The 23,654-nt window shown below is 49.3% G+C and carries 22 protein-coding genes and 1 pseudogene; 15 read left to right on the top strand and 8 right to left on the bottom strand.

Annotated features, from left to right (window positions below; all coding sequences use genetic code 11):
- The first annotated feature begins 152 nt into the window (after positions 1–152).
- On the top strand, positions 153–581 hold the full coding sequence (locus LC084_RS12745) for a TOBE domain-containing protein (protein WP_226571579.1): 429 nt from the start codon (positions 153–155) through the stop codon (positions 579–581).
- A 71-nt stretch (positions 582–652) separates the two neighbouring features.
- On the opposite strand, the pseudogene LC084_RS12740 reads toward LC084_RS12745, so the two are convergent.
- Both LC084_RS12740 and LC084_RS12735 read right to left on the bottom strand, forming a co-directional pair.
- Positions 653–1,006: pseudogene (locus LC084_RS12740) on the bottom strand (alpha/beta hydrolase family protein); the annotation flags it as partial.
- A gap of 1 nt (position 1,007) precedes the next feature.
- Complete coding sequence (locus LC084_RS12735) at positions 1,008–1,514, bottom strand: phenolic acid decarboxylase (protein WP_226571578.1); 507 nt, start codon at positions 1,512–1,514, stop codon at positions 1,008–1,010.
- Positions 1,515–1,612: 98 nt separating this feature from the next.
- Between LC084_RS12735 and LC084_RS12730 the strand changes: the two genes are divergently transcribed.
- The 3 genes from LC084_RS12730 (at position 1,613) to LC084_RS12720 (ending at position 4,384) form a co-directional block, all read left to right on the top strand.
- Positions 1,613–2,494 (top strand): LysR family transcriptional regulator, encoded by an 882-nt coding sequence (locus LC084_RS12730; RefSeq protein WP_226571577.1) that lies wholly within the window; start codon positions 1,613–1,615, stop codon positions 2,492–2,494.
- 74 nt (positions 2,495–2,568) lie between these two features.
- Positions 2,569–3,627 carry an ABC transporter substrate-binding protein gene (locus tag LC084_RS12725; RefSeq protein WP_404808574.1) on the top strand — a complete coding sequence of 353 codons (1,059 nt, stop codon included), beginning with the start codon at positions 2,569–2,571 and terminating at the stop codon, positions 3,625–3,627.
- Between the two features lies 1 nt (position 3,628).
- The gene (locus LC084_RS12720) at positions 3,629–4,384 is read left to right on the top strand and encodes a substrate-binding domain-containing protein (RefSeq protein WP_226571575.1); all 756 of its coding nucleotides are present in this window, start codon (positions 3,629–3,631) and stop codon (positions 4,382–4,384) included.
- Here the strand turns inward: LC084_RS12720 and LC084_RS12715 are convergent.
- Positions 4,358–5,338: a GGDEF domain-containing protein gene (locus LC084_RS12715; RefSeq protein ID WP_226571574.1), complete on the bottom strand. Its 981-nt coding sequence runs from the start codon at positions 5,336–5,338 to the stop codon at positions 4,358–4,360. The two genes, LC084_RS12720 and LC084_RS12715, sit on opposite strands and share 27 nt — an antisense overlap.
- Positions 5,339–5,523: 185 nt before the next feature.
- Between LC084_RS12715 and LC084_RS12710 the strand changes: the two genes are divergently transcribed.
- The 4 genes from LC084_RS12710 to LC084_RS12695 all read left to right on the top strand — a co-directional run bounded on the left by LC084_RS12710 (position 5,524) and on the right by LC084_RS12695 (position 8,536).
- On the top strand, positions 5,524–6,423 hold the full coding sequence (locus LC084_RS12710) for a LysR family transcriptional regulator (protein ID WP_226571573.1): 900 nt from the start codon (positions 5,524–5,526) through the stop codon (positions 6,421–6,423).
- 105 nt (positions 6,424–6,528) lie between these two features.
- On the top strand, positions 6,529–6,939 hold the full coding sequence (locus tag LC084_RS12705; RefSeq protein ID WP_226571572.1) for a DoxX family protein: 411 nt from the start codon (positions 6,529–6,531) through the stop codon (positions 6,937–6,939).
- Between the two features lie 27 nt (positions 6,940–6,966).
- A complete protein-coding gene (locus LC084_RS12700) occupies positions 6,967–7,926 on the top strand; it encodes a glutathione S-transferase family protein (protein ID WP_226571571.1) in 960 nt (319 codons plus the stop codon).
- 10 nt (positions 7,927–7,936) lie between these two features.
- Complete coding sequence (locus LC084_RS12695; RefSeq protein WP_226571570.1) at positions 7,937–8,536, top strand: alpha/beta hydrolase; 600 nt, start codon at positions 7,937–7,939, stop codon at positions 8,534–8,536.
- Positions 8,537–8,544: 8 nt separating this feature from the next.
- Here LC084_RS12695 and LC084_RS12690 read toward each other — a convergent pair whose 3' ends face one another.
- Together LC084_RS12690 and tcp are read right to left on the bottom strand one after the other, a co-directional pair.
- On the bottom strand, positions 8,545–9,291 hold the full coding sequence (locus LC084_RS12690) for a tetratricopeptide repeat protein (RefSeq protein WP_226571569.1): 747 nt from the start codon (positions 9,289–9,291) through the stop codon (positions 8,545–8,547).
- Between the two features lie 498 nt (positions 9,292–9,789).
- Positions 9,790–11,451, bottom strand: coding sequence for a methyl-accepting chemotaxis citrate transducer (tcp, locus tag LC084_RS12685; protein ID WP_264193504.1), 1,662 nt, complete (start codon positions 11,449–11,451; stop codon positions 9,790–9,792).
- 540 nt (positions 11,452–11,991) lie between these two features.
- Between tcp and LC084_RS12680 the strand changes: the two genes are divergently transcribed.
- Positions 11,992–12,672, top strand: coding sequence for a hypothetical protein (locus LC084_RS12680; protein ID WP_226571568.1), 681 nt, complete (start codon positions 11,992–11,994; stop codon positions 12,670–12,672).
- 366 nt (positions 12,673–13,038) lie between these two features.
- A complete protein-coding gene (gene mrdA, locus LC084_RS12675; protein WP_226571567.1) occupies positions 13,039–14,961 on the top strand; it encodes a penicillin-binding protein 2 in 1,923 nt (640 codons plus the stop codon).
- Here the strand turns inward: mrdA and LC084_RS12670 are convergent.
- From LC084_RS12670 to LC084_RS12660, 3 genes are read right to left on the bottom strand one after another with little or no spacing between them, the layout of a single operon-like run.
- Positions 14,958–15,719 (bottom strand): inositol monophosphatase family protein, encoded by a 762-nt coding sequence (locus LC084_RS12670; protein WP_226571566.1) that lies wholly within the window; start codon positions 15,717–15,719, stop codon positions 14,958–14,960. The genes mrdA and LC084_RS12670 overlap by 4 nt on opposite strands.
- Positions 15,716–16,744 (bottom strand): LacI family DNA-binding transcriptional regulator, encoded by a 1,029-nt coding sequence (locus tag LC084_RS12665; protein ID WP_226571796.1) that lies wholly within the window; start codon positions 16,742–16,744, stop codon positions 15,716–15,718. The genes LC084_RS12670 and LC084_RS12665 overlap by 4 nt, the downstream gene beginning before the upstream one ends.
- A 2-nt stretch (positions 16,745–16,746) precedes the next feature.
- Entirely contained in the window at positions 16,747–17,511 is a 765-nt protein-coding gene (locus tag LC084_RS12660; RefSeq protein WP_226571565.1) for an MBL fold metallo-hydrolase, read from the bottom strand.
- A 157-nt stretch (positions 17,512–17,668) separates the two neighbouring features.
- Here LC084_RS12660 and LC084_RS12655 point away from each other — a divergent pair, with 157 nt between their 5' ends.
- The 5 genes from LC084_RS12655 (at position 17,669) to ggt (ending at position 23,623) form a co-directional block, all read left to right on the top strand.
- On the top strand, positions 17,669–18,691 hold the full coding sequence (locus LC084_RS12655) for an ABC transporter ATP-binding protein (RefSeq protein WP_226571564.1): 1,023 nt from the start codon (positions 17,669–17,671) through the stop codon (positions 18,689–18,691).
- A gap of 43 nt (positions 18,692–18,734) precedes the next feature.
- On the top strand, positions 18,735–19,877 hold the full coding sequence (locus tag LC084_RS12650) for an ABC transporter substrate-binding protein (RefSeq protein WP_404808440.1): 1,143 nt from the start codon (positions 18,735–18,737) through the stop codon (positions 19,875–19,877).
- Between the two features lie 66 nt (positions 19,878–19,943).
- On the top strand, positions 19,944–20,777 hold the full coding sequence (locus LC084_RS12645) for an ABC transporter permease (protein WP_226571562.1): 834 nt from the start codon (positions 19,944–19,946) through the stop codon (positions 20,775–20,777).
- An 11-nt stretch (positions 20,778–20,788) separates the two neighbouring features.
- On the top strand, positions 20,789–21,637 hold the full coding sequence (locus LC084_RS12640; protein ID WP_404808572.1) for an ABC transporter permease: 849 nt from the start codon (positions 20,789–20,791) through the stop codon (positions 21,635–21,637).
- Between the two features lie 222 nt (positions 21,638–21,859).
- Complete coding sequence (gene ggt / locus LC084_RS12635; protein WP_226571560.1) at positions 21,860–23,623, top strand: gamma-glutamyltransferase; 1,764 nt, start codon at positions 21,860–21,862, stop codon at positions 23,621–23,623.
- Positions 23,624–23,654: the final 31 nt, after the last annotated feature.

Here is a 23,654-nt window from a genome sequence, read left to right as displayed (position 1 = left end):
TCGCATCTCCACACTACTGCCACGGCCTTCCGGCCACATTTTCCCCTTGTTATTGTGATTATCAGTTTTATCTATTGTCTGTTGTGATTATTTCCTGTCATTCTGTGAGGGTATTCTTTTTTTGTGCGGTTCATCACATACAGGAGTGAGATATGGCTGTTTCAGCACGTAACCAGCTAGCTGGTGTTGTCTCTTTGGTTGCCGATGGCGCGGTAAACGACGAAGTTGAATTGACCCTTGAAAGCGGTGCAAAACTTGTCGCAGTTGTCACGCATGCCAGTAAAACAGCAATGGGATTGGCCGCAGGGAAAAATGCCGTTGCTCTGGTTAAAGCTCCCTGGGTTATTTTGGCCTCAGAAGATAGCGGGTTAATTTTCTCCGCACGTAACCAGTTTGCCGGAGTAGTGGATACTCTACAAACAGGTGCGGTGAATACCACGGTGCATGTTAAAACTGATGCGGGTTTTTCTCTGATTTCGGTTATCACCAATGAAGGGGCCGATGACATGGGGCTGGCGGCGGGGAGCCGAGTTATTGCCCTGGTAAAAGCCTCCAGCGTAGTGCTGGCGGTTAAAGGTTAATAGCGTTATCGGCCGATTTTGCCCACCGTTGAGCGCGAGTGCTTTTGGGTGGGCAGCCCTGTAACAGGTTGTTATAACTGGTCGTTAGCGGAGGCTTTGCCACGCGGCTCTTTGGGCGTGGGTTTACCCAGTTTCTGGCTGAACCACGTGACGACTTTATTGATAATTTCTGGCTGGAACCAGTGAATATCACCGTGTTCTTCACCATCAACCAGAAGATATTCTACCGGGGCGCCTGCTTTTTTGAGTGCGGTATAAAGTTGCGCACTTTGTTGTGGTGATACCAGTGTGTCGGCGCTGCCATGCATAATCAGGAACGGGGGTTTCTTCCCAGTTAAATACCCCATAGGGCTTGCTTTCAGTGCTTTTTCCGGGTCATCGTTAATTCTGGCGCCTGCAAAATGACGAAATGCCGGGCCATTAACCTTATTTCAGGTTATTGGGGAAATCTTTTGGCAGTTCGCTGGCTGCACAGGCGATAACACTTTCATTGTTTTCACCACAGTCACGGATAAAGGTAATTGTCGCGAATTCATCAATCACTTCGGTAGGGTAAGCCGGGCCTGCCGCGCGGTAAGCTTCCATTTCCGGAATATGATCATTCTGGAAACAGATAGTTTTTTCCGGGTTATTGATTATCCAGCGTGGGAAGAAGATGGTGCCATGGAACAGGCGATCAGCCAGGTTAACGATCAGGCTGACATCGGTGCCGGTCGGTTCGGTCCAGGAGATCTTATAAATACTTTCCCCTACACGGGCAATAAATACACGTTGATCTTTAACCCAGCGGTTAGCAACGATCCCGCTGTGAATGCGGTAATCCATGGTGCGATCATTTTTAACGTAAATTTCGTAATTCCAGCCATTATCATAAGTATAAACCAGGTGTTTACCTACCAGGCCTTGCAAATCGTGTTTATCAAAGGTGCTCATTTTGTCTCTCCTCTGTGGAATGAACACAGCTTAGATCTTCATTTTTTGAATGAATAGCGCTAATTTTGCATTAAATTGATTTAAAAATTGGATTGATTATGCATAAAACGACGCTTGAACAGTGGGGTTTGCTGGACCAAGTGGTACGGCTTGGTAGTTTTGCTAAAGCAGCAGAGGCAACCAACCGTAGCCAGTCTTCTGTCAGTTATAACCTTGGCTTGTTGCAAAGCCGTCTGGGGGTTGAGTTACTGCGACAAGTGGGAAGACGGGCAGAGCTTACCCCTTCCGGGCAAGTGTTGCTGACCCAGGTACGCCCGCTACTTAGTGCCTTTGATTATGTTGAAACGCGTGCTCAGTCGATGCGTGGTGGTGTCAGAAGCCGTTTAGATTTGGTGGTAGACAGCATTTTTCCCCGGGCATTGTTGTTTTCAGTATTACGCCAGTTCCAGCAACGCCACCCTTATACCCAGGTTAACCTCACCGAAGTGCTGGAAAACCATGTTGATATCAACACAGATGCCGACGTGATGATCCTTTCTCGCCGCCAGGATATAACTGGCCGCGGTGAATGGTTGATGAATATCGATTTCGTTGCCGTGGCTCACCGCGACCATCCGTTACACCAAATAATCCCTTTTCCTGGGGAAGATGCGTTGTCGCGCTACCCGCAGGTGCGAATCGCAGAACTCGACGGAGCCCTGGATACGCACCAAATTTCAGCAACTGAATTCTGGACATTTTCCACTTTCGAAGCCGCTATAGAAGCTGTGCTGTACCAGGTCGGTTATGGCTGGTTGCCGCAAGAGCGGATCGCCGGGCACCTGGCTGCCGGGATCCTGAAAATATTGCCATTACCTCATGGTGTAAAACGCGCTACCCCGTTGCATTTGATCGTTAAAAAAGATCTTACCTCACCGGATCAAGTGGTACAGACATTAACCACATTGTTCAAACAGGCTACCTCTGGAGCGGAATGTTAAAAGCAGTACAGTTTGTCTGTTCATCGGCAATCTATTCGTTATATAATTTTTTATATAACGAATAAGGGGTAATGATGAAACACGTCACTATTACAGGCTGGCTGGCAGCCTTATTTTTCTGCTGCCTGGCATTTACTGTACAGGCTTCGCGCACAGTAACTGATCAGTTGGGCAGGCAGGTGACAATTCCTGACCAGGTGGACCGGGTTGTGGTGCTTCAACACCAAACACTTAACTTATTGGTGCAAATGCATGCCGGTAACAAAATTGTTGGCGTGTTGGCAAACTGGAAACAACAACTGGGGGATAATTATTTGCGCCTGGCCCCCTTTTTGGCAAACACCCCAGGGCTTGGTGACCTGACGCATGTTGATACTGAAAAGCTGGTGGCACTTCATCCACAAGTCGTGTTTGTGACGAATTACGCCCCAGCAGCAATGATAGACAGCATTACCCAACTGGGAATCCCTGTTGTTGCTATTTCGCTGCGCCATGATGCGACACCAGGCGATGCTGCCAGGTTAAATCCCACGTTAGCCAATGATGAACAGGCGTATGATCAGGGGCTACGTGAAGGTATCACTCTTATTGGGGAAATTGTTAACCACCAGGCGGATGCTCGGGCACTGAATGAGGCAGCGTTTGCCTACCGCAAAGAAGTGGCTACCCGGTTGAAAGATATTCCGGCGAGCGAGAAGGTCCGGGCGTATATGGCTAACCCGGATTTAACCACCTATGGTCGGGGGAAATATACCGGGCTGATGATGTCCCGCGCCGGGGCGGTTAACGTCGCGGCCAGCTCGGTAAAAGGCTATAAGCAGGTTTCCATGGAGCAGATTATCAATTGGGATCCACAGGTCATTTTTGTTCAGGCCCGCTACCCAAAAGTGGTGTCCGAAATTAATGGCTCTCCACAGTGGCAGGTGATTGACGCAGTGAAGCATCACCGCGTCTATTTAATGCCTGAATATGCCAAAGCGTGGGGTTACCCAATGCCAGAAGCGGTAGGCCTGGGTGAGTTATGGATGGCGAAAAAACTCTATCCACAACGCTTTAGCGATATTGATATCAATAAAGAAGTTAACCGTTGGTATCAAAGGTTTTATGGCACTAATTACCAGGGTGAAGACTAACATGAAAGCACTTGTCGCTGGGAGTTTGAGGGCTGTCTGGCAGCCGCTAATGGCTGCTTTTTATGAACTAAGTGGTGAGCGTGTAGAAACCGAATTTGGCCCGGCAGGTCTTCTGCGTGCGCGCATTGAACAAGGTGAAACTTGTGATTTGTTCGCTTCAGCAAACCTTGACCATCCGCTCTCCTTGTTTATGGCTGGCAGAGCGAGCCAGGTGATGCCCTTTGCCACAAACCGCTTATGCCTGACCGTGAAAACCGAGTGTCTGGCTCCCGGCGATACCTGGCTGTCTGTGCTCTCAAGGCCGGAATTACGCCTGGGGACATCAACACCGGTCAGCGACCCCTCTGGTGACTATACCTGGCAGTTATTCCGCCAAATCGAATGGCGTTATCCGGGGCAGGGAATGGCGATTCAACAGCGTGCGCAATGCCTGGTTGGCGGGAGTGAAACGCTAGCCGTTCCCCCAGGAGAAACCGCCGCGGGGTGGCTGATAAACCAGGGGCGCGTTGATATGTTTATCGGCTATGCCAGCTACGCGGCCAGACTGCGCCGTATTACTGGGCTAACAGTTCTGGATATTCCTGAAGATATGGGAGTACAGGCGCAATATACCTTAGCGCTGTTAGATATGCAGGCGGAACGTTTGGCTGTATTCCTGGGCTCGCCCCTGGCTCAAAAAATTCTGATTGCCGCCGGGTTTGGCCCGGGTGGCGATGAAATTTTTGCGAACTTACCGGCGGCGGTTGGGTGCCGGTGACGGCGGAGGGCTGCCAACAGCAATACCCGATTTACCATTGTGCTTAATAGAGTACATGGCTTCGTCTGCACGTAAAATTGCATCGGCAAATGATTCTCGCCCACCAACATCAACTAAACCAATCGATGCACCAATTACAGCCTCACCGTTATCCAGTTCAAATGGCACCATAACAATATCAAGTAGTTGCCGGGCAAGGCTCATGGTTTCTGGCTGGTCCACCGTCCAGGGGAAAATCAGCAAAAACTCATCTCCACCCAGTCGGCCTGTGATTGCGTCCGCTGGGCAAACTTCATTAAATCGTTGAGCCAGTTGAACTAACAAGTTATCACCGCTGCGGTGCCCCAGTGTATCATTGACGGTTTTGAAATTATCCAGGTCGATAAAAGCGATGGAAAACGCTGATTGTTTTTGTCGCTTTTTATAATAGTTGATCAGCGCGTGGCGGTTCGCCAGACCAGTAAGCGGGTCGTGGTTTGCAAGGCTTGCAAGTTGCTGTTCATAATTTTTTTCTTTCGTCATATCAATATGCGTACCTGTCACTTTCAGTGGACGGCCTTCATCATCCCACTGCGTGACTCTGCCCCTGTCCAGCACCCAGGTGACAGAACCATTTTTCGCTTCCATACGGTGTAATGCTTCATAGAACGGGGTTTTGCCTTCAATGTGGTTATAAAAGGCAGCCAGCACAAAATCGCGGTCATCAGGGTGCAGATGATCGCGCCAGACATCAAAATGAGCATTTAACTCTTTTGGCTGAAACCCCAGCATGGCCCCCCAACGGCGGTTAAAAATAACCAGTTTTCCGGAGGGAATATCCAGTTGCCATAAACATAACCCTGTGCCATCCAGTGCCGCACTTAATTTATCTCTGGCATCGTGGGCAATACGCTTTAATCTGGCATTATGTTTTTTGAGATTTTGTATTTGTTGCTTTAATGTTTCTTCCGACATAAGTCAGCTATCTCAGGTGCGCAGTTTTAATTCTGTGTCTTGAGATAAATCTCAAACAGAAGGTAATTTACTCGAAAGGTATCTTAATAAGATATCAACCATTCGGACTAGATAGATAACATAATTTATGTTGATCCTTAAGGTTTCAGGGCGGGTAAGTAAAAAAACAGTGATGAGAGAATGAGATGGATCGTCTGGACTGTGATCGTATGTTTGTAATGGTGCTGGAACTGGGCAGTTTTGCACGAGCAGCACAACGGCTGAATACCAGCCATGGCCAGGCATCCCGGTTGATTTCACGGCTGGAAAAAGATCTGGGTATCCAGTTATTTAAGCGCTCCACACGCTCTCTGGTTCCAACAGATGTTGGGTTGGCTTATTACGAACGCGTTAAAGTGCTCATTGATGCTTTTGACGCTCTGGACGCCGATGTGCGCCATACGGCACGTGATCCTTCTGGTAAGTTGCGGGTTTCCGCGCCAGTGACCTTTGGTACACGCCAACTGACGCCAGTGATGGTAAATTTTGCCCGCGAATACCCCAATATTGAACTGGATGTCAGCTTTTCGGACCGGAGGGTGAATATTGTTGAAGAAGGGTTTGACCTGGCGTTACGCATTGGCAACCTGGAAGACAGTAGCCTGATTGCCCGCAAACTGTGTGATATACATGTCATCACTGTATCATCACCCGCCTATCTCACTGATGCCGGTACACCGGAACACTGGAAGTCACTCTCTGAGTTTGACTGCATTGTGGATACTAACTTTCGCGACCCAAATCACTGGCATTTTCATGAAGATGGCCGTCTGATTCCCTTTCCAGTAAAAGGGCGATTACGTTTTTCAAACGCAGAAGCCTGCCTGAGTGCAGTAGTGGCGGGTTTAGGTATCGCCAGGTTACCCACTTTTGTTGCCAGTGATGCTATTCGCCGCGGAGAAGTCGTGAAGCTACTCACGCAGTGGGACACACCACCACTTGGTTTGTACGCCATTTATCCACCATCTCGCCATCTTGCCCATAAATCCCGGACGTTTATTGATTTTCTGGTCGAAGCCTTCACAGGGCAGGCATGGCTTGATTAGTGCAGAAATGGAAATAAATAATCTCACTTTGGACGGATAATCATTCAATCAGAAATAACGTAGTCTTGCCTTATCGACAATATATGACCTGATGAGGAAAAGACCATGATTGATAACCGCACTGCACCCTGGGCTGCTTTGGTAATGCGCATCGCGCTGGGTATTCTGTTTTTGGCACACTTTGGTTTAAAAGCTTTTGTATTTACTCCTGCCGGGACTGCAAAGTTCTTTATTTCCCTTGGGCTTCCCGGTGGGCTGGCTTATATCACCATGGCCTGGGAATTAGTGGGTGCCATTGCGCTGATTCTGGGTGTTTGGCCACGTGTTGCGGCTGTTGCACTAATTCCGATTCTACTGGGTGCGATTTTTACCGTGCATGGCCCGGCCGGGTTCTTCTTTACCAACCCTAACGGTGGCTGGGAATTCCCAGGGTTCTGGATAATCGGCCTGGTTGTGCTGGCTCTGACTGGTGATGGCGCACTGGCACTAAAACCAACCCCCTTTGGCCGTAAATAAACGTATTACTGTAATCAGGAGGTAACTATGCTGGTAGATGGCAAATGGACCACCGAATGGCATCCGGTTCAGGCAACCGATGAGAAAGGCGGCTTTGTCCGGCAAACCTCCAGCTTCCGCCACTGGGTTACGCCGGATGGTACTCCCGGCGTAACCGGAGGCGGGGGATTTAAGGCCGAAGCGGGGCGCTACCACTTATACGTTGCGTATATTTGCCCCTGGGCGTCCAGGGTGCTGATGGCGCGTAAACTGAAAGGGCTGGAGTCTGCTATTTCAGTGAGTGTGGTGGAACCACAATTATTTGACCAGGGTTGGCACTTTGGGCATTTCCCTGGCGCGAACATTGATGAACTGAATGGGGCAGAGTGGTTACATGAACTCTATACCCGGGCTGATCCACATTTTACTGGGCGGGCAACGGTTCCTGTTCTGTGGGACAAACATACCGGCACCATCGTTAACAATGAATCCGCCGATATTCTGCGCATGCTAAATAGCGGCTTTGGTGACTTAGCCAGTCACGAATGGGATTTATATCCAGAACCATTACGTGAAGAGATTGATAAGCTGAACGCAGTTATCTATCCACGGCTTAATAATGGCGTTTATCGCGCCGGATTTGCGACGACACAAGAAAGCTATGAAGAGGCATTTAATGATGTCTTTACTATGCTGGAGCAACTGGAATTACGTCTGAGCGATGGCCGCCAGTTCTTATGTGGTTCACACCTAACAGAAGCGGATATTCGCCTGTTCGTGACATTAATTCGTTTTGATGTGGCTTACTACGGGCTGTTTAAATGCAATCTGAAGCCAGTACGCGAATATCCATTTCTTAACCCGTATATGCAGCGAGTGCTTGATATCCCAGGTGTGCGCAATACGGTGAATATCGCCCATATTAAACATGGGTATTATTCAATTAAGGCTCTGAATCCACCGGGAATTGTTCCTGTAGGGCCAGATATGAGTGCTTACGGGCTATAAGGAGCAAAATATGACGAAAAAACTGGTGATTTTTCTGCACGGTGTGGGCAGCAGTGGTGCGGATTTAGCCGTACTTGGGCAGTTATGGCAAGAACGCTTACCCGACACCCACTTCAGCGCACCAAATGCCCCGCAGGCTTTTGGGCAAGGAGGTGGCTGGCAATGGTTCAGCCTGAATGGCATTACTGAAGCGAACCGGCCACAGCGGATTATTGAGGCTCGCGCCGAATTTGACCAGACAATTCAGGCCATTTGCCAGCAACAAGGCGTAGATCCTTCACAGGATAAACTGGTGTTTGTGGGGTTCTCTCAGGGCTCAATTATGGCGCTGGATGCATTGGTATCTGGCCGTTGGCCACTGGCCGCAGTCGTTGCGTTTTCCGGGAGGCTGGCAACGCTTCAGGGTAAACCAGGCAAAGCGGTACCCACATTACTCGTTCATGGGCAGCGCGACCCGGTTATTCCCTGGCAAGAAAGCCAGCAGGCGCAGGAGAAACTACAGGCGTTGGGTATTCCGGTACAAGTTAGCTGGGATGCCACTGCGGGCCACACAATAACGCAACAAGGTGCAGAAAACGCAGGGGAATTTCTGAAAAAGCACCTCGCCTGATTCGCCAGTTATTGTACCCGAATCCAAGTTCCGTTGGCCGTAACATTGTGACCAAAACCACATTGTTGCGGCTTATCAGTCGTCACCGTTAATTGGTCTGGTGTGAACTTCAGGTGAATATTACAGTGAATGCTGTCATCACTATCCGTATCATCATCGGTGACGTCATCGTTATCGCGTAATTTCACCGTTGCATTGTGGCCTGAAAGGGCGACTGTGCGAATAAAATGCCCCATATTCGGCCCGTTATACAGCCCCATCAGCCCAAAGGCATAGCCTTCAAAATCCACTTTTATCTTGCTATCCCCAGCATCCGAAACCTGAATGCTTTGCCAAATCCCCCGCCCGGCATATTTCCACCACACACCGTCCGGTGAATCAGAAAAAGGTTCAGCAGCCAGTTTGTCTTTAATTAATGCCAGGTTTTGCACAGATTCAGCGTAGCCAGGAGCAAGCATCAGCCATGCCCAGGCCCGGTGGTAATCTTTCTGCTGTATATAAGTACGAGCTACAGCATTATAAGCCGCAGCAATCTGGTTATCAGGCAAGTCACACTGCTCGCTCCAGCTCACCTGCTCTTCAAATGCAGCACGCGCCGCCGCAAACTTATTCTCAGACCAGGCCGCCTCGCCATCAGCAGCATAATGGCTGATTTTTGCACAGTCAGCAGTGATTCTGGCCTCAGTAATATCCGCCTGTACACCAGCCGACACCACAACCGCCAAAGCGACTAAATATTTAGGATGAAAACACATAACACAAGGCTCACACTACATTATCGCCTCCACATAATACGGCATTCTGTAAGCCCTCCACAGTCAGCAGAGTGCAAAGTTCGGGTTTCAGGCTAAGGCTAAGGGTAAACAAATGTGTTCAGGCGCGTCATTCTTCGCACTACAGGTGTGTTGGCTGCCTCGCTCACACCGGTCACTTACTAATGTAAGCTCCCGGCGATTCGCTGCGTTGCCGCCTTCCTGTAGCACGAATAATTTAGCGCCTGGCGGGATGTCTTTTGCACTAACAGGTGTGTTGGCTGCCCCGCTCACACCGGTCACTTACTAATGTAAGCTCCCGGCGATTCTCTGCGTTGCCGCCTTCCTGTAGCACGAATAATTTAGCGCCTGGCGGGATGTCTTTTGCACTAACAGGTGTGTTGGCTGCCTCGCTCACACCGGTCACTTACTAATGTAAGCTCCCGGCGATTCGCTGCGTTGGGTGGGGAAACAGCCTCATCCCTGAGGTGGGTTCGGGAATCAGAACGTTTCCCAGTTATTGTCGCTGCCAGCAGGTGGCAAGGCATGAGTGGCTGCCCGTGCAGTGGGGGGAGAGCTGCGGGAAGAGGTCGTTGGCGTCTGCATACCGTTAATCCGGAACACATCAACCACCTGGTGGAGTTTGCCCGCCAGCGCTTCCAGTGCCGCAGCGGCGGTAGCAGATTCTTCAACCAGGGAGGCGTTTTGCTGGGTGACACCATCCATTTGTGTGACTGCCAGGCCAACTTGCTCAATGCCACGGCTTTGCTCGTCTGATGCAGAGGCTATTTCACCCATAATATCCGTTACTCGGGTGACTGCCTGCACAATATCCTGCATGGTGGAGCCTGCAGTCTGCACCTGGCCGGAACCAGTATTCACGCGAGAGACTGCGTTGTCGATAAGTTCCTTAATCTCTTTTGCTGCCTGCGCACTGCGTTGCGCCAGGGTGCGCACTTCTCCGGCGACGACTGCAAAACCGCGACCCTGTTCTCCTGCTCTGGCCGCTTCAACGGCAGCATTGAGCGCCAGAATATTGGTCTGGAAAGCAATACTGTCAATAACGCTGGTTATATGGGCTATTTGCTGCGAACTGTCGGCAATGGCGCTCATCGTATGCACCACAGTATTCACCACTTCGCCACCTTTGAGTGCTGTCTCCGAAGCTGTTTTCGCTAATTGCGCAGCCTGGCGTGCGTTGTCGGTATTCTGTTTAACTGTTGCTGTAAGTTCTTCCATACTGGCTGCAGTTTCCACCAGAGAGGCGGCTTGTTCTTCAGTACGGGAAGACAAATCGTGGCTACCGGAAGAGATTTCACTGGCACCAGTGAAAATGGAATTTGACGTTTCACGCACAGCACTGACAGTGCGAACCAACGACCCCTGCATGGCCTTAACCCCGGCAGAGAGTTGTCCCATTTCATTATTGCCTGTTGCGTCAATATTATGTGTCAGGTCACCATCCGCGATGGCACGGATATGCTCCATCACTTTACGTAATGGGTGCAACAGGATTACCTGGAGTCCACGCCACAAAATGACAATAGTGACTACAACCAATAACAGAATTACGCCCAGCGTCCATTTCATACTGTTATAGCTGTTCAGGTTTTCCTGCCCGGCATTTTGTAGCAGGCTGGCGTTCTGTTTACGCCACTGGTTGTACATCCCTTCCAGGTCATCCTGCGCCTGCTGAGCATCCAGATTTCCATATGCCGGGTAGTTACCTTCACCCAGATACTGAATGGACATCTTCATCACGTCATGCATGGCCTGGTACTTTTGATCCAACTGGCTGGCAAGAGCTGTGTCCTGCCCACTGATATCTTGCGCATCTTTGTATTTGGCAAAATAACCCTCTGCCTGGACCAGTGATTTCCCGGCGCTGTCCAGCAACCGCTTCATTCCGTCGATAGCGGCCTGGTCTTTTTGGTTTTTCAGAAAACGAATGGCGACCCGGTTAATGGTGACACGGGTTTTAATAAGAGTAAGAAAGCTGTCAGTAAGTTGTGACTGTTGGTAGTTCAGTACATCAGAGTTTTGAAAGTTACGGCGATCATTATTAACGGCGGAGTAGAAAAAACCGCTGGTAACCAATTGTAGTACCGAAAATATCACCAGTACTGCGATGATACCTGTTATGACTTTCAGGTTCTTTATCATGTTCATCATCCAATGTGAGAAAAATGAGCCGGGGATGATAAATTTATCGGTAAAAGGCGTTAAAACTTTATCCAGCGAAACGGAGCTGGCAGAGTAAGGTTATGATTTTAATATATATTAATTAATTGGCTATTTATCTGTTTTGGTATTTGAGAACAGGTCAGAAAGAACGGCATATTTTTCTGGTACTTTATTATTAGAATTTTTATTTATTTAGTTTTTAGAATAAAAAGTGAAAGTATTTTTCTTTATTTTTAAATGCTACTTTTGAATAGCATAATTGCCGGGAGGAAGTGTACACGAACGGCCTGAATCAGGATGTCAGCCGTTGACAACTCAGTACAGTATGATGAAAATTTGCCTTATGGGTAAAAATTAACCATTACATGATTAACTATAAAAAAACAATAGGATTTTTACCTGTTTATATCGATCAAATTGCATGAATTGATAGGCATTAACACGTATTTTATCGATCAAAAATGATGTATTAATTGGTTTTTTCGATTATTTAGGTGATGTTAAACAAGGATGTCAGTTATGGAACAATACAATGCAGCACTTGCCCTGCTGGGGCAGGTTTCTGTGCCTGGTGGTTCTGCCGCCATTATTGGTGAAACCGGGAAATTATGGGGGATCATGTCAGGTGAACCTCCGGAGCATTATTTGCCTGCGGTCTTTTCTCCAAAAGAGAATGCCAATATAAACTGGTTTGAGAATCAACTGAGCTTTATTAGCCGGGCTGCCCACGTGTTTCAGCACAGAGGGTTGTGTTATCTGCTACATATGGATTTTGAACAGGCTGCGTACCTGGCGTCTTCGCCAGAACACCTGCGCCAGCTCGCGTTAGCGCCGTTTGTGACTTTAATGGTGAATGAGTCTTTCCCGAATCTGGCTGATGCTCAGCATAACCCGCTATTGAGTGCGTTAATGGCTGATGTGAATCTGGGGCTGAGCGATGCAGGTGCTGGTATCATTCCATTTTCTGTTGTGTGTAGTGGAATGTTTGCTGTAACGGTGCTCGCTCCTGCATTTTTTCACCAGTACGTCATGTCCCCAATGCTGCCTGTTGTAGCCGAAAAGATAACAGACTGTGGTAGCACGCTGGTGCTCAATGGTGTTGATACACCTCAGCTATGGCAATTGGGGCAAACCGTTCCAGAAGCGAAAATGATAGGAAAATGTTTCGATTGTTCAAAACCCGTAGGAAAGTCTCACTGACGTATTTTTAGTAAAAAGTGCCATTATCTTAATGTATTTATTCTATTTTATTTTTTATGTTGTTCAGGCGCGCTCATAATCAGGCGACACATTTAAAAAAATAGAAACAAAATCAGGAACAGAAGATACAGCTTCAGGGTAGGCGTGCCAGACCCTGTGTGCTAGTTTCCCCACGAAAGCAACTTCCTTGCTTGCAGAGAGCAGGTTTTAACCTGCCTGGATATTCATTTTTCAATTGCAGGTATGTTAGCTGTCCTCGCTTACTCCGGTCACTTACCCGTGTAAGCCCCGGTATCCACTGCGTTGCCGCCTGGCTGCAACTCGAATTATCTTGAGCATATGAGCATTTCTGTACTGTAAATTGATATGCAAAAAACACCCATTCGTGATTTTGACGCAGAGAGAAAACTCTTTGTCTACAGGGTTTCCATTGCGTTCGCACTGGTGATCGTCTGTTTTTGTATTCTGATTTTTAATTTATACCGCCTGCAGATTTTGGATCATAGCTACTACAGCGAGCGATCCAGCCAGAACGACATTAAATTGCTGCCAATAGCACCTACCCGCGGGATAATTTATGACCGTAACAACACGCCGCTGGTCAAAAATGTTACCCGCTATGATATTCAGCTTACGCCATACAAAATCAAAAACTTAAAAACCACGATTGCTGAATTAACGCCTGTGGTGGGGCTGACCCCGGACGATATCGATAACTTCTGGCATACGCTGCACAATAGTAGCCGTTATAAACCCGTTATCCTGAAAGATGAACTGTCGGATAGGGATGTGGCGCGGTTTTCGGTTGAACAATACCGTTTCCCCGGCGTAGGGATAGATACTTACCAGGAGCGCCAGTACCCTTGGGGGGCATCACTGGCACATGTTATAGGCTATGTCTCGAAAATTAATGACAATGACCTCAAGCGACTGAGTGAAGAAGGGGAAGCTGAGAATTATGCTGCTGACCACGATATTGGTAAGCAGGGTATTGAAAGTTATTACGAATCACAATTGCATGGCAAAACGGGTTACCAGGAAGTCGAAGTGGATAACCACGGGCGTATTGTCCGGGTCTTGAAACAGATACCGCCCGTTGCGGGGAAAAATATCTGGCTGACACTCGATCTTCCCTTGCAACAATTTATCGAAAAACAACTGGTGGGTCAGCGCGCCGCGGTGCTGGTGGAAAACCCCCATGATGGCTCAGTGCTGGCGATGGTCTCAACACCCTCTTATGATCCGAACCCGTTTGTCGAAGGTATTAGCGCAAAGGGTTATGCCGCACTACTCCATAACCAGAACCTGCCGCTAATAAACCGGGTTACACAAGGGCTTTATCCTCCGGCATCAACAGTTAAACCTTATATGGCGATGTCGGCACTGATTAATCATATCATCACACCTGAAACCCACTTGTTTAGTGGATCCAGTTGGACATTACCGGGCACCAGCCGCCGTTACCGCGACTGGAAAAAATCGGGGCATGGCAACATCACGGTTACGCAGGCCATAGAAGAGTCGTCGGATACGTTTTTTTACCAGGTGGCGAACATGATGGGGATCGATTTGATCCATAAAATGCTTAGCCAGTTTGGCTATGGTAAATACACCGGTATCGACTTACATGAAGAGTACCAGGGGTTGTTACCCAGCCGTGAATGGAAACGCAAAGTCCACAAAAAACAGTGGTATCGCGGCGATACTATCTCGGTTGGAATCGGGCAGGGATACTGGGTTGCTACTCCCATTCAGATGGAAAAAGCACTGGTAACCCTGTTAAACAACGGGCATGTGATTATCCCCCATTTGATGGCGAAAATGGCGCTGGGCAAAGCCGTCTCTTTCTACCGAACGCCCAAAGAGCAGCAACAGGTTGGTGACCCGGCGTCACCATTCTGGGGCGTGGTTCGCCGGGCTATGTTTGGGATGGCGAATGCGCCAAATGGGACCGGGTATAAATACTTCCATACGGCAGCTTACGGCATTGCGGCGAAGAGTGGGACATCACAGGTGTTTAGCCTGAAAGAGAACCAGGTGTATAACGCGAAGGCCATTCCGTTACGCCTGCGAGACCACGTGTTCTATACGGCTTTTGCACCTTATAACGACCCGCAGGTTGCCGTAACACTTATCCTGGAAAATGGTGGCGACGAAGGCGTAACAGCGGCACCCATTATGCGTAATATTATGGATTACCTGTTCGCCGGGAAGAGGGATACGCCAGCACCCACAGCCCCCGGCAATTCTCCCCAGGCCGTTACCAGCACGGCGGCACAGGGAGGTTAATCGAGCAACAAAGGCGATAACCGCTGCCAAACTTGCGGTGTCGCCGCCCACATAACATTACCTTGTGTCAGGCCGTTGTGAGCCAAAAATGCGTTTGCCTGGCCACCGGCTTCCAAAATCAGTAGTAAACCGGCCAGTGCATCCCAGCTATTAAGGTGGGCCTCAAAATACCCGTGCACCTGCCCGGCGGCGACATGCGCCAGCATCAGCGCGCCTGCACCAAATCGGCGGTATTCTACGCCCTGGTCCGTTAACAACTGTAATGTTTTCAGGTAGCCATCCAGAGGGGTACGCCCGGAACGCCCAAGGCCAATAACCACTTGTTCCGGGTCGGGTTCTCTCAGGCGCAGGGCTTGCCCGTTTAATGTGGCACCTTTCCCTGCTTCAGCTACAAAAAATTCATTGCGGTCAGGTGCATAAATAATACCAAGAACGACCTGTTCCCCTTCGACACAGGCTACAGATATGCACCAGTAATCCATCCCCAAAATATAGTTTGTGGTGCCATCTATCGGGTCTATCACCCAGGTGCGCCCGTTACCGGTTTGTAACCCGCTTTCTTCACCTAAAAAACCGTCTTCGGGAAAGTGTTGCCCCAGCCAGTAACGTAATTGTTGTTCCACCCAAACATCGGCTTCGGAAACAAAGTCTTGTTGGCCTTTACTGTCAACCTTCAGCCCCTGGTTTCGCAAGGTCTGTGCATGCTGCCCGGCTTGTTTAATCAGGGTAAATAACGCCTGTTTTTGCTCAGTTGTCATAACGTGCCTGTTTGTTCTGTTGTACAAGGTGAAGTACGGCGATGGACAAGTTCCACCGCCACCGGGATGACCCTGGCGGCAAGTTCGGGGTGCTTTGCCCGTTCATGCAGGCAATCCAGCGCTTTTGCTGCCAGAACATCCACTTGTTGGTGAATCGTGGTGAGTTGGTAACTTTCCCATGCAGTCTGGGGTGTGTTATCAAACCCTATCAAATGAAAATCTGTCGGTGCGTTTTTCCCTTGCTGGCGCATGCCATCCAGGAAACCACAAGCCAGCAGCGCATTGGCACAAAACACACCGGTGGTGGCCTGCCGGGGCAATAAATCATGGCGTTGTGCTGCCAGAAACCCACCTTCATAGCCGTCCTGTGTCGCCTGCAACTCCCTTAGTGCGATACCCTTTTCTGCAAGTGCATGGTGAAACGCTTCTCCACGCGCCCGGCCTGCCCAGGTTGATCCCTGGTAGTTAAGCCAGATAAACGACTGGCACCCGGCCTTACGGAGTTGTGATGCTGCCAGCATAGCGCCAGCCTGGTTATCTGAACAGACAACATCCATGGACGGACCACTTTGCGCCCGGTTAATTCCTACCACGGGGATATGGTGCTCAATACACTCCCGCACAATGGATTCCGGGGGCTGCCCGGACGTTACTATCACCCCAGATACCCGAAATTGGACAAAACGGCGTAGTGACAGGCCAGTTTCTTGCTCATCAGTAATTTCAGTGACCAGCGCCTGGTACCCCCTGGCCTGAATGGCTGATAACAAGGCATTGACCAGGGTACTACGAAACGGGTCAGTTAACCGGGCAACCACCACGCCAATTAACTGGCTACGCTGCCGGTTAAGCCCCTGGGCAAGAAAGTTAACCTGGTAGCCCAATTGGCGTGCTGCGGCTTCCACTCTGGCGCGGGATTGCGGGGAAACGCTGCCATTGTTGCTGAGTGCTCTGGAAACCACGGCACGGGAAACCCCCGCCAGGCGAGCAACATCTTGCGCCGTCACTGTCGGTTTATTGGATATTTTCACAGAACCGCCAGCGTCGGGCTCAGGGCTTCAAGGTCAAAAGTGAGCCCATCTTCACTGAGCATGACATGCGGATGAGTAGCACAATCGCTACTAATGGCAGGCCGAAAAGCATCCTGGCTGTGGTACAACACCATCAGGTTTAATGCCAGTTTTTCACATAATGCCAGGCAGGCAGGATAATCGCCATGGGAAGCATCTGCAGCCAGAGGAGGCCAGGATGCACACTCCTGAAAAGCCAGAGTACAGCCAGCCATCAGGGCCTGGGTTGCATCTGTTGGCCTGCCATCGCCACTGTAAAACAGCACATGGTTATCGGCTTCGATACGTATGGCCTGGCTTGGGATTTCATGTTGCGCGAAGGCCGTGTGAATCTGCCAGCCGCGCCATTGCCAGGCAGGCTGGCTGGCAAGGATTTCAATGGGAAAGGTCAACTCTGTGTGTGGCCAGTTTGCCAGTGCAATTTGGTTAACCAGCATGGCTTGTTGTTCTGCCTGGCAATAAATTTGCAGGGGTTTTACGCGCCCGAAACTTTTCCACTGGTTCAGTAATACAGCAAGGCCCGCACAGTGATCCGGGTGAATGTGCGTGAAAAAAATAACGTCAATCGTATTAATATCCAGATTGCGTTGCCATAAGGCACGGGGAACCGTAGGGCCACAATCAATTAGCCACTGCGACTGCTGGTTATCAATAATACGAATAGCTGATGTGGTGTGATTTAAAGAAAATGCACTGCCGCAACCCAGAACATCAATTTTCATTCTGCCTCGCTAAATTTCTTCCCGACTTAATTAAAGTGTCACAAACGCACGACAAAGTAGGCTCATATCATGTCGACTCAAGGTTGCATTTTTTTTACAGGTAAATGAACACGTGTTCACTGTGGAAAAAAAGCAGCTGTAATCAGGTTAAAAGACGATGAGCTATTTACAAATCAGGCAGTTAACGTCCGGCTACGGAAAACAGGTTATTTTGCGGGACATTGATTTGTCGGTGAAAAAAGGCGAAATGCTTGCATTGCTGGGGCCTTCTGGCTGTGGAAAAACCACATTGCTGAATACCTTGTGTGGGTTTATTCCCACGTTATCTGGTGAGGTTTCTGTTGCTGGTCGCAATATTACATTGCTGCCTGCTGAACAACGTAATATCACCATGGTTTTTCAAAGTTATGCGCTGTGGCCCCATTTAACGGTGGCGCAAAATATTGGTTTTGGGTTGAAAGTGCGCAAAGTTGGCAAGGTAGAAAGCCAGCGCCGAATAAATGATTTGCTGGCGATGGTCAACCTGGAAGGAATGGCTGATAAAAATGTGGCGGCATTATCTGGCGGGCAGCGGCAACGAGTGGCTTTAGCTCGGGCGCTGGCTATTGAACCCGATGTATTAGTGCTGGATGAACCACTGTCAAATTTGGATGCCAAAGTGCGCCTGAGTGTGCGCCATGAAATAAAAACATTGCAGGAAAAACTGGGTTTCACCTCGTTAATTGTTACCCACGACCAGGAGGAAGCACTGGTCATGGCCGACCGTGTTGCGGTAATGAACCAGGGTAGCATCGAGCAACTTGATACCCCGGAAAATGTTTACCAACACCCGGCAACAGCATTTGTTGCCGACTTTATGGGTTCAGATAACCGGTTGGTTTGGTTATCTGCCCAGTTGCCTGACTGTATCAGGCCGCAACGGGAAAGCAGGGAAAGCGAAATTTATTTTCGCAGCACGGATGTTGCCATCACCAGTGAACACACTGAGCAAACCACCCCAGGGCTGTTTCTGCGCGGGGTTGTTGAGCAATCTGCTTTTCTCGGCCACCACTACCGCCACGGTGTGCGGGTCAACAATCAAATGCTGTTTGCTGATGCCCCCAATTGTTGGGCGCAGCAAACCCCAGTAACACTCCATATTCCAGCGCCAGCCTTGCACATTTTTGCACGTGCAATGTAACGGCTTATTGTTCGTTAATATTTTGGGGATAACTATGTTTTCCATGAAAAAATTGGCAGTAATGGCGTCACTTTCCTGCGGGCTGCTCACACCCTTAGCCTGGGGGGATACGGTACTTAATGTAGCAACGGCCGGTGACCAGAACATGGTGGATTACGTGAAAACGTTTTTAGCGCCGAAATTCGAAGCGGCACATCCTGGCGTTAAAGTGAACGTTATCGGAACCGGGCCTGGGGATGCCGGTTCGAACAAAATTATGGAGAAGCTATCGGCACAGCAGGCGAGTGGCGTAAAACAGTGGGACATGGATGTGGCGGTAGTACACCAGAAAGCGGGTGGTGAGTTAGTAGAAAAAGGCTTGCTGGCACGTTACCGGGATTCTATTCCTGAAGGCAAAATGGTCAGCGCCCAGAATGCGAAAAATGCGCTGGGCGTGAATGTTGATGGTTATGTTATGCCGATGTTTTTAAGCCAGACTGCCATCGCCTGGAATAGTGACCTGGTAAAAAAACCACCACAAAGTTATAGCGAATTAGTGCAGTGGGTAGAAAAACACCCAAAAGCCTTCGGGTATAACGGCATCAAAAACGGGATGTCCGGCGTCAGTTTTGTGGTGGGGTGGATCTATGCATGGGGCGGAACGGATGCCAATCGTTTGTCAGCCGGAAAGTATGATAAATCCATTGAGCAAAGCTGGGGTCCGGCGTTCAAAAAGCTTAAAGACTTTAACCAGAACGTGACATTTACGCCAGGTAATGCTGGCACGCTGGATATGCTGAGCCGCGGTGAAATTGCCATGGGCCCGGTATGGGTAGATATGTTTTATAGCTGGAAAGACCAGGGAAAACTACCGCCCTCAATTAAGCTTTCGCTGTTGTCTCCGGGTATGCCTGGGCAACCAATGTATTACGTCTTGCCAGCCAAAGCTGCGCACCCTGAACTGGCGCGAGATTTTATTAGCCTGGCAACCAGCCCGTCTGTTCAGGCTCAGGGAATCGTGAAGCAATTTAACTGGTACCCGGGGATTGACGCAAAATATGTAAAACCGGAGCTAGATACTGCGACCTGGACAAAACTGTTTGCTGAAATTACGCCTCAGGCGCTGGCTGACTACGGCAAAAGTTTCCCCATTGCACCTTACTTTGATGACATCAAAGAAGGCTATGAAAGCCAGGTATCAAATTAATTATTCAGCCCAGGCACTCGCCTGGGTACTTTTTGGGTCACTAATCTTGTAGCCGGACAGACTGGTATGAGAAATAAAAACGTTCATTTATATCTGTTAGTCGCGCCTGCAGCACTGATGATAAGCCTGTTGTTTATCTGGCCGATGGGGTCTTCACTGATTACTGCCTTCACCGGTAAATATGCGCAATTCAGCCTTGAGCCTATGCGTAAAGTATTCTCACTTTATTCGCAGGATATTGTTTTTTCGGTTGTTATTGTGTTGATTTCTTTGGTGCTGCTGGCGGTGATTTCGGTAACAGTTTCTTCGGTAGTCGTGTTGTCTCCCTGGCAAAAAGTAACCCGGTTACTGGGCTTGTTGTATCGGTTGCCGTTGTTTATTCCTTTTATTGTCACTGCACAGATGATGCGCACTTTCCTGGCGAAAAATGGGTTAATGAACAATGCCCTGGTGGCAACTGGCCTGGCTAACCCACTGGAAACTGTGTCATTTTTAGGGTGGAAAGGCATCATTATTACCTTTGTCTGGAAGCAATTTGCTTTTGTGACTTTATTGGTTGCCGGGGCGATGGCGGCAGTAGAACCGGCACAAATTCAGGCCGCACGTAATCTTGGGGCATCCAGAATACGTATTTTGTTCACTATTATCCTGCCGCAAGTTATGCCCACACTGGGCGTGGCACTGGTGTTGTCCACGGTGATGATGCTGTCTGTGCTTTCTGTCCCTTTAATGATTGGCACCGGTTCACCCGGCATGCTGACAGTTGATATGGCATTTCGTGTGAACTCTTATGGCGATTACCCGGTTGCCAGTGCGTTGGGAATAGTCTCCTGGGGAATCTGCGTTGTGTTGTCCTGGTTTTATTTACGCTACAGCCTGAAAGAAAAAGGGGGCCAGTAATGGCATCTGCAATGTTACCTGTTACGGCATCGGCCAAATTATCACGGCGTATTTTGCAGATTCCTGGCGGGCGGTTTTGGCAAACGCTACTGGTTATTTTTCTGGTGTTAGTCCTGCTGGGGCCGGTTCTTAATTTACTGATCTGGAGTGTGGCAGAAAGCTGGTTTTTCCCCCACGCACTGCCCAGCCAGTGGGGGCTAAAATACTGGTTTCAGGTATTCAGCCCTTATAGTGATGTTTCTGGTTCTTTATTTACCAGCCTTGGGATTGCGCTACTCAGCGTGCTGGTTTGCCTGGTTGTTTCTGTACCGGCAGGTTACGCTTTAGCACAACGTGCAATGCCATTGCGGCTGGTATTCATGTTGTTATTTCTTATTCCACAGGCTTTCCCAAACCTCACGGTGTATATGAATGTTGCGCGTTTATTTTACCAGTGGGGGCTTAATGGCACGGTGCTGGGAGTGGTGTTGGTGCACAGTGTGCATGGGCTGATGTATTCCGTATGGATAAGTGTTGCTGCGTTCTCTGCCACTGATCCACTACAGGCCAGAGCAGCCCGCAACCTGGGAGCAGGGCCGGTATACACTTTTTTCACCATTATTTTGCCCCAGGCGGCACCTGGGATTATCGCGGCCAGTATCTTTGTGTTTCTGGAGTCAATGGATGAATTCACCGGCACTTTTTTCGTTGGCGCACCGGATATTTCGACATTGCCGATTATGCTCTATACCGCCAGCATGTCAGGTAACTACCAGGTATCGTCGATAACCGCGTTAATTCTGTTATTGCCTTCGGTGCTGTTTATGCTGGTCATCCATAAATTTATGCGCCCGGAAATGTTATCCCGTTTGGGGAAATAGTTTGCACCTACGGTGTGCAGAGTCTTTTTACTTTATGTAAAAGCATAAAGAATATGTGGGTAAGGTATTTGCGGTGGAGAATATATCCTTCTGTTTTATAAATAATTAAATAAACATTACACCTAAATCTGCCTATAGTTAAACTGGCCTGCCTCTTGCACGGAATTGAAAACAATTCCTGCAAGGTTGCAGGTTTTTTTACATAACAGGCAAGGAGTAAAAATGCTAATAAGAAAATGGCAAGGTGCGCTTTCCATCGCAGCGTTACTGGTCAGTAGCCAGATTTATGCGGCTTCGGCACCAGCAACAGAAGCACAACATGGGATGGTCGTAACATCTCAGGACCTGGCGACCAAAGTTGGGTTGGCCATTTTAAAGCAAGGGGGGAATGCCATTGATGCGGCGGTAGCGGTAGGTTATGCCGAAGCCGTAGTAAACCCTTGCTGCGGAAATATTGGCGGGGGAGGATTTATGACAATCCACCTGGCCGATGGCAAAGATACCTTCATTAATTTTCGCGAGATGGCTCCGGCTGCTGCCAGCGCCAACATGTATCAGGATGCAAAGGGTAACCTGGTCAAAGGGGCCAGCCTTTATGGTTGGTTGGCTTCTGGTGTACCAGGTACGGTACTGGGTATGGAAACAGCACGTAAAAAGTACGGTAAGTTGACACGTGAGCAAGTTATGGCGCCGGCCATTAAGTTGGCTCGTGAAGGGTATATTCTCACCCGGGCTGATACCGATGTCCTTGATACGACGGTTGCGCGTTTCAAACAGGATCCCTATATCGCCAGTATTTTCCTGCGCCCGGATGGCTCGCCATTACAGCCCGGTGATCGTCTGGTTCAGCGCGACCTGGCAAAAACGTTGGAAGCAATAGCGAAGCACGGTACGGATGCGTTTTATAAAGGCCGCATCCCACAAGCGGTGGCTGCTGCTGCAAAAAAAGGTGGTGGAGTTATCACTGCCGCCGATTTTGCAAATTACCGGGTGACGGAAACTGCCCCCGTGACCTGCACATACCGGGGTTACCGTTTTGTTTCGGCGCCACCGCCCAGTTCTGGGGGCGTCACGCTGTGCGAAACACTGAATATACTCGAAGGTTATGATTTGAAATCTATGGGGTTTAACTCTGCAGCGGCTATCCATACCCTGACAGAAGCGATGCGCCATGCCTACCTTGATCGTAATACTTATCTTGGCGACCCGGCGTTTGTTAAAAACCCTTTAGACAGGCTGCTTAGTAAAGATTATGCAGCAAAAATCCGGGCAACCATTCCAACAGATAAAGCTACCCCTTCATCATCCCTGAAGCCTGGAGTTGCCCCCCATGAGAAACCGGAAACTACCCACTATTCCATTGTGGATAGCGCGGGCAATGCTGTCTCCACAACCTATACCATCAATGGGCGCTTTGGAGCAGTGGTGATGGCACCGGGTACCGGCTTTTTTATGAATGATGAAATGGATGACTTCACCACTAAAGTGGGGGCAAAAAACATGTATGGGCTGGTTCAGGGAACGGCAAACAGTATTGCGCCGGGGAAAAGGCCGCTCTCTTCCATGAGCCCAAGTCTGGTAACAAAAGACGGGAAAATCTTCCTGGTGCTGGGCTCGCCCGGTGGTTCACGCATCATCACCATTACCCTGGAAACCGCACTCAATATTATTGATTTTGGTATGGCACCCCAGGAAGCGGTTAATGCGCCGCGTATTCATCACCAATGGTTGCCAGATGAAGTCTATTACGAGCAACGTGGTGTCTCAGCCGATACGTTAAAAATTTTGTCCGGGATGGGATACAAAATGGTGGAGCAAACCCCTTGGGGGGCGGCCGAGTTGATTATGGTTGGGCTACCTGGTGCCGCGGGTGTCAGTACCGCCAGTTCAGGGAATGATGGTGCGGTATCGGGGAAAGTTCGTGAAGGGTATTTATACGGAGCGAATGATGTACGCCGCCCTGCGGGTTCAGCGAGAGGTTATTAATAAGGCATCGGTCGGTTAACCACCGAAAGAA

The organism is Mangrovibacter yixingensis, assembly GCF_020523985.1.
GTDB classification, from domain to species: domain Bacteria; phylum Pseudomonadota; class Gammaproteobacteria; order Enterobacterales; family Enterobacteriaceae; genus Mangrovibacter; species Mangrovibacter yixingensis.
This window is presented reverse-complemented; position numbering and strand designations above follow the sequence as displayed.

Bases quoted from the DNA above. Each gene is read 5' to 3' on its own strand.
- LC084_RS12745 (WP_226571579.1), top strand. From the start codon at position 153: ATGGCTGTTTCAGCACGTAACCAGCTAGCTGGTGTTGTCTCTTTGGTT.
- LC084_RS12735 (WP_226571578.1), bottom strand. From the start codon at position 1,514: ATGAGCACCTTTGATAAACACGATTTGCAAGGCCTGGTAGGTAAACAC.
- LC084_RS12730 (WP_226571577.1), top strand. From the start codon at position 1,613: ATGCATAAAACGACGCTTGAACAGTGGGGTTTGCTGGACCAAGTGGTA.
- LC084_RS12725 (WP_404808574.1), top strand. From the start codon at position 2,569: ATGAAACACGTCACTATTACAGGCTGGCTGGCAGCCTTATTTTTCTGC.
- LC084_RS12720 (WP_226571575.1), top strand. From the start codon at position 3,629: ATGAAAGCACTTGTCGCTGGGAGTTTGAGGGCTGTCTGGCAGCCGCTA.
- LC084_RS12715 (WP_226571574.1), bottom strand. From the start codon at position 5,338: ATGTCGGAAGAAACATTAAAGCAACAAATACAAAATCTCAAAAAACAT.
- LC084_RS12710 (WP_226571573.1), top strand. From the start codon at position 5,524: ATGGATCGTCTGGACTGTGATCGTATGTTTGTAATGGTGCTGGAACTG.
- LC084_RS12705 (WP_226571572.1), top strand. From the start codon at position 6,529: ATGATTGATAACCGCACTGCACCCTGGGCTGCTTTGGTAATGCGCATC.
- LC084_RS12700 (WP_226571571.1), top strand. From the start codon at position 6,967: ATGCTGGTAGATGGCAAATGGACCACCGAATGGCATCCGGTTCAGGCA.
- LC084_RS12695 (WP_226571570.1), top strand. From the start codon at position 7,937: ATGACGAAAAAACTGGTGATTTTTCTGCACGGTGTGGGCAGCAGTGGT.
- LC084_RS12690 (WP_226571569.1), bottom strand. From the start codon at position 9,291: ATGTGTTTTCATCCTAAATATTTAGTCGCTTTGGCGGTTGTGGTGTCG.
- tcp (WP_264193504.1), bottom strand. From the start codon at position 11,451: ATGATAAAGAACCTGAAAGTCATAACAGGTATCATCGCAGTACTGGTG.
- LC084_RS12680 (WP_226571568.1), top strand. From the start codon at position 11,992: ATGGAACAATACAATGCAGCACTTGCCCTGCTGGGGCAGGTTTCTGTG.
- mrdA (WP_226571567.1), top strand. From the start codon at position 13,039: ATGCAAAAAACACCCATTCGTGATTTTGACGCAGAGAGAAAACTCTTT.
- LC084_RS12670 (WP_226571566.1), bottom strand. From the start codon at position 15,719: ATGACAACTGAGCAAAAACAGGCGTTATTTACCCTGATTAAACAAGCC.
- LC084_RS12660 (WP_226571565.1), bottom strand. From the start codon at position 17,511: ATGAAAATTGATGTTCTGGGTTGCGGCAGTGCATTTTCTTTAAATCAC.
- LC084_RS12655 (WP_226571564.1), top strand. From the start codon at position 17,669: ATGAGCTATTTACAAATCAGGCAGTTAACGTCCGGCTACGGAAAACAG.
- LC084_RS12650 (WP_404808440.1), top strand. From the start codon at position 18,735: ATGAAAAAATTGGCAGTAATGGCGTCACTTTCCTGCGGGCTGCTCACA.
- LC084_RS12645 (WP_226571562.1), top strand. From the start codon at position 19,944: ATGAGAAATAAAAACGTTCATTTATATCTGTTAGTCGCGCCTGCAGCA.
- LC084_RS12640 (WP_404808572.1), top strand. From the start codon at position 20,789: ATGTTACCTGTTACGGCATCGGCCAAATTATCACGGCGTATTTTGCAG.
- ggt (WP_226571560.1), top strand. From the start codon at position 21,860: ATGCTAATAAGAAAATGGCAAGGTGCGCTTTCCATCGCAGCGTTACTG.